Annotated in this window: 5 protein-coding genes; 3 read left to right on the top strand and 2 right to left on the bottom strand. The window is 70.8% G+C overall.

Annotated features, from left to right (window positions below):
* Positions 1-5: 5 nt before the first annotated feature.
* A complete protein-coding gene (locus ACWIGI_RS41430; protein WP_454209178.1) occupies positions 6-779 on the bottom strand; it encodes a formyltransferase family protein in 774 nt (257 codons plus the stop codon).
* Positions 776-4,003 (bottom strand): non-ribosomal peptide synthetase, encoded by a 3,228-nt coding sequence (locus ACWIGI_RS41435; protein ID WP_454209179.1) that lies wholly within the window; start codon positions 4,001-4,003, stop codon positions 776-778. The genes ACWIGI_RS41430 and ACWIGI_RS41435 overlap by 4 nt, the downstream gene beginning before the upstream one ends.
* A gap of 323 nt (positions 4,004-4,326) precedes the next feature.
* On the opposite strand from ACWIGI_RS41435, the gene ACWIGI_RS41440 reads away from it, so the two are divergent.
* The 3 genes from ACWIGI_RS41440 to ACWIGI_RS41450 are packed head-to-tail and all read left to right on the top strand — an operon-like array spanning position 4,327 to position 8,583.
* Positions 4,327-5,886, top strand: coding sequence for a serine/threonine-protein kinase (locus ACWIGI_RS41440; protein ID WP_454209180.1), 1,560 nt, complete (start codon positions 4,327-4,329; stop codon positions 5,884-5,886).
* 34 nt (positions 5,887-5,920) lie between these two features.
* Positions 5,921-7,129 carry a DUF7373 family lipoprotein gene (locus ACWIGI_RS41445; RefSeq protein WP_454209181.1) on the top strand — a complete coding sequence of 403 codons (1,209 nt, stop codon included), beginning with the start codon at positions 5,921-5,923 and terminating at the stop codon, positions 7,127-7,129.
* A complete protein-coding gene (locus tag ACWIGI_RS41450; RefSeq protein ID WP_454209182.1) occupies positions 7,126-8,583 on the top strand; it encodes a serine/threonine-protein kinase in 1,458 nt (485 codons plus the stop codon). The genes ACWIGI_RS41445 and ACWIGI_RS41450 overlap by 4 nt, the downstream gene beginning before the upstream one ends.
* Positions 8,584-8,953 lie beyond the last annotated feature (370 nt).

The following is an 8,953-nucleotide window of genomic DNA, read 5'->3' on the forward strand; positions in this document are numbered from 1 at the left end:
CGATATCAACACCGCAAACTTCGCCGCCAGCTTCTTTTTTTTAAACCCCACCGGCACACGGTGGGCCGGCCGCCCCCGCCCCCGCCCCGCCCCCCCAAACTGGCGGCGCGGCCCGCGGCGGCCAGCTCGGGGTAGAAGGCGGCGAAGATGCCCAGATCCGTCGCCCGGGAGAAGTCCGGGTGATCGGCCAGATCCCGCAGCCCGTCCAGGGCCTTGCGGCCGTAATAGCCGCCGGCCCCGCCGGTTTGGGGCACCGGGACCGCGCGACCGGCGGCGATGTCGTCGAGGTTGCGCTCGAACAGCAGCGTGCAGGCGCGCAGGCCGCGCAGCATGATGTCCTGGAAACCGTCGGTGCCCGAGATCGGAAAGCTCTCGGCGTCCAGGACGGCTCCGGTGTCCACCCCGGCATCGATCTCGTGCAGGGTCGCGCCGTAGGCGGTGTCGCCGTTGAGGATCGCGTGCGCGATGGCCGCCTCGGGCAGCCCGCGATGGCGGGGCAGCAGGCCGTTGTGGATGTTGTAGATGCGCAAACCCTTGTCCAACAGGGGTGTGCGCAGGATGGTCGCGTTGTTGACCGAGAACACGATCCGATCCGAAGATCCGGCCGCCACCTCGTCCGCGATCGTGTTCACGTCGGCGACCGCGCGCACGGTCACCGCGCGGGCGCCCACCGTGGCCTCCTGCCCGGCGGGCACCACCACCAGATCGACCGGATGCCCGGCCGCGAGGGCGAAATCGACCGCGCGCCACAGCAGCGAGCCGCTACCGATGAATATCACCGCTGTTCTCCCGCACTGACCGCCACCGTCACGGCCTCGACCACTCGATTCAGGGTCAGATGGTGGATGAGACCCTCCACCTGGGCCACGAAGGCCTGTTCGGCCTCCGGGCCGACGATCTGGCGCGACACCTGGGCCAGCATTTCCACCGTGGCCAGCGAATCCCCGCCCAGGGCGAAGAAGTCCGAGTCCGCGCGCAGCTCGCCGCGCTCGCGCCGCAGCACGCGCGCCCAGATGTCGGCGACGCCGTCCAGGACAGGGTCCCCGGCGAACGCACCGGAATCGCGGTCCGGCACCGAGGTCGGCACGACCTCGAACGGGTCGTCGAACATCGGCCCGCTCGTGGCGTCCTCGAACACCGGCGCGCTCGTAGCCGCGACCTCGGACGAGTCGTCGAACACCGGCTCGCTCGTGGGCGCGACCTCGAACCAGTCCTCCGGCACCGCCTCCGCCCCACCCTCGGCCAGCCGGACCAGCGCGAGCCGGTCGGTCTTGCCGTTGCTGGTCAGCGGCAGCACCCGCAGGCGGTGGAACGCCCGGGGAATCATGTACACCGGGAGCCGCTCGGCCAGGAAGTCCCGCAATTCCTGATCACCGGGTTCGCCCGCGGGCACGCCCGGCGCGATGACCACGAAGGCGTCCAGCACGTGATCGCTGTGCTCGGCGCGGCGGCGGCCGACGACGGCTGCGGCCGCGAGCGCGGGATGCGTCTCGAGGACGCACCGGATCTCGTCGGGCTCCACCCGATTGCCGCGGATCTTGACCTGATCGTCCACCCGCCCGGCGAATTCGAACGTGCCGTCACCGAGCCGCCGGACCAGATCTCCGGTGCGGTAGGTGCGTTCGCCGCCGACGGTGACGAACCGCTCGGCGGTCAATTCGGGCCGGTGCAGGTAGCCGGCGGCGACCTGCGGGCCGCCCAGGTACAGCTCGCCCACCTTGCCGTCCGGCACGGGCCGGCCCTGGGCGTCGAGCAGGTACACCGTCGTGCCGGGGGCGGGCAGGCCGATCGGCACCGCGGTGGCGTCCGGCGCGGGAACGCCGGTGAGGATCTGCGAGACGCAGACCAGGCTCACCTCGGTGGGACCGTAGCTGTTGACCAATCGCACCCGCGGGCCGAAGAATTCGCGCACCCGGCGCAGCAGGTCGTGACTGAGCTGCTCGCCGCCCAGGACGACGGTGCGCATGCCCACCGGTGTGATGTCCTGGCGCAGGACCACTTCGGCGAGACTCGGGGTGAGGAACAGGGTGTCCGCGCCGTCCGGACCCAGGATGTCCGACAGCGTCAGGTGGTTGATCTCCCCCGGCACCAGCACCACGGCGCCACCGGCGATCAGCGGGGAAACCATTGCCATGCAGGCCATATCGGCCGCGGGGGTGTGGTAGTGGGCGTAGCGGGTCGCGGGGGTCAGCTCGTACCAGTCCAGGGCCGCGCGCAGGTAGTGCACGACACCGTCGTGGGTCACCCGCACGCCCTTGGGCCGCCCGGTCGATCCGGAGGTGTAGGTCACGTACGCGACGTCGCCCGGCTCGACGCCTACGTCGACCGGGTCCGCACCGTCCGCGGGCAGGTCCTCGAGGACGAGCACCGGCGTCGTGTCCGCGGCGATCTCGGCGAAACGACGCTCGGCCAGGCACAGGCGAACGCCGGAGTCGGCGAGTACCTGGGTGATTCGCTCGCGCGGGTGCCTGGGGTCCAGCGGCAGGAAGGCCGCGCCCGCTTCGAGAATGCCCCACTGCCCGATCAGGCCGGCCTGCGTACGGCCCGCCAGGATGGCGACCGTGTCCCCGGGCCGGACGCCGTGATCACGCAGCGCGGCGGCGACGGCGGCCGAGCGGGTGCCCAGCTGCGCGTAGGTGAGCGACCCGTCGGGGCCGGTGATCGCGACCGCGCCGGGGCGCGCGGCGATCTGGGCGCGCAACAGCTCGACGAGGGTGGCTTCGCGGCCGGTCAACTCGGGGCCGGTCAGCGGATCGAGAACGACGGCCGCACTCGTGCTCGCCGCCTCGAGGGCGAGCACGGTCCCGGTCCCGATGGCCGTGAGCTCCGGTTCCTGCCCGAGTTCGCGCGCGATGGTGTCGAGCAGCGATTCGAGCCGCTCGGCCACGCCCGCGCCGTTGCGGCAGGACACCGTGATCCCGGTGGCGCGTTCGGATTCCACGATGGCGAAGCTGATCGGGGCGAGTCCGGTGTGCGCGGGGATCGCGACCACGGCGGTCGGGGTGAAGTCCGGTCCGGCGAAGTCGTCGAGGACCACCTTGCCCGCGTGCGAGACGATGGCCGAGCACAGGTTTCGGCCCGTGCGCCTGCCGAGCTTGTCGATCGTGCGGATGATGCCCTTGGCGATCGGCACCGGAACCTGTTCCAGCCCCGGGTTCTTCATCTGGTTGAGTTCGTCGCGGCGCATCAGGCCGGCCAGCATGCGGGCGTTGATCTCGCGCCAGCTCTCGCCCGGTTCGGTGTCCAGGAACAACGGCAGCGTCAGGTTGGCGGTCGATCGCAGCTCGGGGTCGTGGCGGCGCAGATCCACCGGAATCATCAGCCGGGCGCGGGAACCGGTCGCCGCGGTGACGATCTCGCCGACGCGGGCGACGATGGCGGGGCTGACGCCGGGAATCTCGCGATGCCGCAGCAGGAACGGGCGTCCCGCGATCTTCGCGCCGTGCCCGATCGGCGATCGGAAGTTCGGGACGGTGGACACCGGCGAGCCGGGAATGCCCAGCCGCAGCGCGAACTCCTGATCGGTGGTGGCGTCCAGCGCGCCCTCCGGGGTCTGTCCGCGCAGCACCCGGAAGACGTCCGCGGCCCACATCTGCAGGCCCTTGGCGTCCATGACACCGTGGAAGGCACGGAAGATGACGGTCACCGGGTCGGCGGTGAGCAGCACCACCTCGCAGTTCGGCGCCTCGGATACGTAGTCCGGGCGGCTGATCGGGGCGTTGAGCACCGCGTCCTCGGTCAGCCGGTCGTAATCGAGCACGGTGTTCGCCACCGCCCGCACCCGTGGCACCGCGCCCCGCGCGATCCAGTCCGTCCCCGAGCGCACCAGCCGCGCGCCGGGGTGCACCCGCGTCGCGACCTCGACCGCGTGCTGCAACTTGTCCGCGTCGAGCGCGCCGTCACCCTCGACGGCCACCTGAATCAGGAAGTGCGGATGCACCTCCCGCGCCGCGAGGTAGAGACGTTCGGTGGGCGAGATGCGGCGGCGAAAGGCGCTGCTCAAAACTGGATCCACTCCTATGACAAGGCCCACACGCGATGAAGGGACCCGCACGGTACGCGCCCCACCCAGGCTCGATCGTCGCGACCGAAACTCGCAAACAGTTTAAAGTCGGCATTGGGGACCGTGCTGTGTGCTTTCTCACCACCCGTTTCGCCCGCGGTTGTCGTCCCGCCCCGGGAGCGGGACGGTCCACCGCATCCACGCGGTAGCCGGTCCGGGCGGTCCGCGCTGTTATAGTCGCGGCGTAAATCGTTGTACAGCACAGCTTTACAGGTAGCCAGCTGGTTGCCGCGCTGCTGTCCAGTTGGGAGGGGAGGCCCGCTGTGTTCGAGGCAGGCACGACCTTCGCGGGGTATCGGATCGAACGCACGCTCGGCAGCGGCGGCATGGGAACGGTGTTGCTGGCGCACCATCCGCGGCTGCCGCGCCGGGACGCGCTCAAGGTGCTCGCCGACACCCATCGCGGTGACGAGGAGTTCCGCGCGCGGTTCCTGCGCGAGGCCGAGGTCGCCGCCCGGCTGCAGCATCCGAACCTGGTCGCGGTCCGGGATCGCGGGGAGTACGACGGGCACCTCTGGATCGCCATGCAGTTCGTCGACGGCGTGGATCTCGCGGGGTTGATCAAGGGTGGAGCGCAGGCGCTGCCACCGCCCCGCATGCTGCACGTGCTCTCCGAAGCCGCGCGCGGACTCGACGAGATCCACCGCGCGGGCCTGCTGCACCGCGACGTGAAGCCCGCCAACATCCTGGTCGCCACCTCCCCCGAGGGCCCGGATCGCGTGCTGGTCACCGACTTCGGCATCGCGCGCCCCGCCGACGACTCCGCGACCATCGGCGCCGACGGCGCGATCACCGCCACCCTCGGCTACGCCGCGCCCGAGCAGCTGCGCGCCGACCCGCTGGACCACCGGGTCGACATCTACGCACTGGGCTGCACGCTCTTCGAGATGCTCACCGGCACGGTGCCGTTCGCGCGCGGCAACGCCGGCGCGGTGATCTACGCGCACCTGCACGAGCCGCCACCCCGGCCCACGGAGCGAAATCCGCTGATACCGGCGGGTTTCGACGCGGTGATCGCGACGGCGATGGCGAAGGACCCGGATCAGCGGTTCCAGAGCTGCCGGGCGCTCGCGGACGCGGCGTGGGCGGCAGCGGGTTTGCCGGTCCCGGAGCGCGAGTCGGCTCCGGCGACCGGGCCGAATCACCGAATCGGAACGGGTGAACAGCTTCTCGCCGGGGCCGCGCGTCCGGCGACGGTCCCCGCGGCGACCTCGGGCGCTCCCCCGCCCGCGCGCTTCCACCTGCTCGGGGTCACCCTGCTGGCGGTGGCGCTCGTGGTCGCGGGTGTGGTGACGCTGGCGCTGAGCCGTGAGGACAGCGCGGCGGCGGCGCCCAATCTGCCGCGGACGACCGCTCCGCCGGTGGCGTCGCCCGAGTGGGGCGCGTACACGTATGTGGCCGAGGCGTTCCCGGATCTGCTCCCGTTCTCGCCGGACCTCTCCGGCCACGACGAACTCACCCTCTGTCAGCCCAAATTCGACACGGGGAACGCCCCGTTCGACAGATCACCGAAGCTTTCCAACATCCGCTGCGGCGGGAACGGCGACCCCGTCCTCGTCGTCGACGTGTACTGCAACCTCGATCGGTCGATCATGAAACCGGAGCCGGCGACGGGCGACGCCGAAGGCGCGGAAAACTGGACCCGGCCGACCGGCACCGGCCTTGCCCGCTGGGGTACGTACACCACGGTCATGAACGCGACCGCCGGCTACCTCGAGGTCTTCTTCGACAACCCGGCGCGCAACTTCTGCTATCTGCGCGCCACCAGCAAAACCTCCGGCGTGGAACTTCGCGACAGGTGGTGGGCCGATGCACCGGCGTAGGGCGATCGAACACCGGCGAGGTCGCCGCGCGGGCATGTCCGGGCTGATCGCGGCCGCGCTCACGACTCTGCTGTGCGGCTGCGTGGTGCCGGGCACTCCGCTGCCCGAGACGGCGGACCTGACCGGCCTCGACGTCGGCTTCTACTCGATCGCCCCGCTGACCGAACCCACCGGGCCCAGCGAAACCCGCGGACGCGTCGTGGAATCGGTGCGCATGGGTGAGGCCGTCATCGACCCCCCCGCCGCCGACCCGGCGCTGGCTTTCGGCCCGACGGGCTCTGGAGCACAGGCGATCCCGACCCCCGCCAAGACGCGAGGCATGCTCTCGACGCCGGTGCGCGATGTACTGACCGCGCGCGGCATGCTCGCGGGCTTCAGCACCGTGGGAATGGACAGCAAGGGCAGCGCTCCGGTCGTGGGCGCCAACCGGCTGCTCACCGTTGTCCTGCTGCGCTTCCCGGACGCGGACTCCGCGCGGCTGGCCGCCGCCGAGATGGACGCCGCCGACGCGGGCGTCAGCACCGAGAACGCGGCGGTCCCCATCCCGGGCCATCCGGAGGCGCACGCGCACTGGCGGCCGACGGTGCCGACCCTGGCCGCGTCCATGGCCCAGGACTCGTTCGTCATCAGCCTGCTCGTCGGCCACACCGCCACCGATGTGAACGCGATGGCCGCCCTCGCCGGGCGCGCGTTCGACGCGCAGCGCACGCGACTCGCCGACTTCCGGCCCACCGCGACCGCCGACATCGCGACGTTGCGCGCCGACCGCGACGGGATGCTCGGCCGGCTGGTGGCCGACGACCCCGGGCATTGGCCGGCGCCGGAGATATTGCAGGCCGGGAACGGCGAGAACGCCGGATGGGATGCGGTGGGGCAGCCGAGCGGAGTGGTCTACGGACCACACGCGGTGCAGCTACTGGGACCGCGGCCGGGGATCGACCGTCCCGAGGCCTATGCCTTCGGCGGCAACTCCCGGCTGCTCCGATACGCGACCGCGACGGTGGCGCGGCGGACCTTCACCGAGAACTTCCGCGTCGGCGAGGGCCTCCAGCCGGTCCCCCCACCGCAGGGGATTCCCGAAGCCACGTGTGTCCGGAACCTCGCCTCGGTGGACACCTCCTCGAACTACTCCTGCTGGCTGCTGGCCGGGCAGTACATCGCACTGGTCCACAGCCGTGACGAAGCACAGGCCCGGCAGAAGATCGCCGCGCAATTCGTACTGCTGCAGCGTGATCCGGGGTGAACGGCGACCTGCGGCCGGGGACGGTGTTCGCCGGGTACACCGTGGAGTCACGGCTCGGCGAGTCCGGATCGGTCTACCTGGCCGCCCATCCCAGGTTGCCGCGGCGTGATGCCCTCAAAGTACTGTCGGCATCCGAGGCGGCGGCGCGAGCGCGCTTCCTGCGCGAGGCCGAAACCGTTGCCCGGCTTGATCATCCGAACATCGTCGCGGTGCATGATCGGGGCATCGAACAGGGCCGGGCCTGGGTCGCCATGCGATTCGTCGACGGCGTCGACGCTGCCGCTCTGATCCGGCGTGGTCCCGCCGCCCTGCCCATCACGAGGGTGGTGCACATCGTCGACCAGGTGGCGCGCGGCGTGGACGCGGCCGCGGCGGCCGCGGTGCTGCATCGGGACCTGAAGCCCGCCAATATCCTGATCGAATCCCCCGCGGGCGAGCCGGACCGGGTCTTCGTCACCGATTTCGGGATCGCGGGAGACCCCGGATCCGCCGGAACGCCCGCGGCGGTCGCGTACACCGCACCGGAGCAATTGGCCGGGGTGGCGATCGACGCGCGCACTGCCGTGTACGCCCTGGGCTGCACGCTGTACGAATTGCTCACGGGCACAACGCCGTTTCCGGGAAACACCGTCGACGAAACGGTTCGCGGCCACCTCTACGCGCCACCCCCGTCGGTCACCCTCCGGGCACCCGCGCTGCCCGCGGAGATCGACGCGGTACTCGTTCGCGCACTGGCCAAGAACCCGGCGGATCGGTTCGCCTCCTGTGGCGAGCTGGCGGCCGCGACGCGGGCGGCGCTGCTGGGATCACCGCCGGATCCCGCAGTGCCCCGGCCGAACCGGAGACTGCCGGTCGCGCTCGCCGCACTCGCACTCGTCGCGACGGCGGTGCTGGTGACCGTTGCGGTCACGATGATCAGCGACGGGTCCGGGGATCCCGGGCCCGTGGCCGCACCCTCGAGCTCCGCCGCGGCCGGGACGACGACCACCACGGTGAAGAACGCCGCGACGACCTCGTGGGGAAGTTACGAACACACTGTCGCCTACTTCACCGGCCTGCTGCCGCAGTCTCGGGATGTCCAGGGATACCTGGGCATTCGATGCGCGGCGGTGAACCGCGAGGGACAACCGGCGAACGTGGACGAACAGCTGGGCAACAGATTCTGGCTGGGCTGCACCGCCTCCGAGCCTCCGGTCGAGCGACTCACGATGAACTGCGTGAGCGTGCACGACAGATACATGGTGCAACCGCTCACCGGTATGCGCGTCGAGGGCGACGAGAAATGGCAGCGCCCGTCGGGCACCGGGCGAATCATCTGGGGGACATACAACGACAGGGGCCTGCTCCTGATCGACTTCGACCGAGGCAACCGCTCGTCGTGCGGCATCGAGGTGGTCGGCCTGACCTCCGGCACGGCGCTCCGCGACCGATGGTGGCCCGGCGCACCCCTGTAGCAACGGCACCCGAAACGATCTCACTACCCACCGCCGCAAATCCCCCTACAATTTACCGTTCCCAATCGAGACCACTCGTATTCCCGAGAAGGCATTCAGAAGAATTGGCGAAAGCCCCCGAGTCGACAAAAAGGATCCGTCCGGTCGGGATTGAATGTCCACTTCCGAAAAGACGCTCACCAATGTCGAACTGGTACAGGCCGGCCAGATGGCCAGAAGGGTGTACACGGCAAATCCACCCGGAGCGGAGCCGAACTCACGATCAGCCCGACCTTCGGCTGATACCGAGCGGCGGGGGCGATCCACGACCGAGCCGTGGGGGGGGGGGGGGGCGGGGGCGCGGCGGCCCGCCGGCACCCCCACCCAGGGG

It is taken from the genome of Nocardia sp. NPDC055321, from assembly GCF_053645575.1.

What these genes read in the sequence shown, in the direction of transcription:
- ACWIGI_RS41445 (WP_454209181.1), top strand. Translation starts at nt 5,921, where the DNA reads ATGTCCGGGCTGATCGCGGCCGCGCTCACGACTCTGCTGTGCGGCTGC.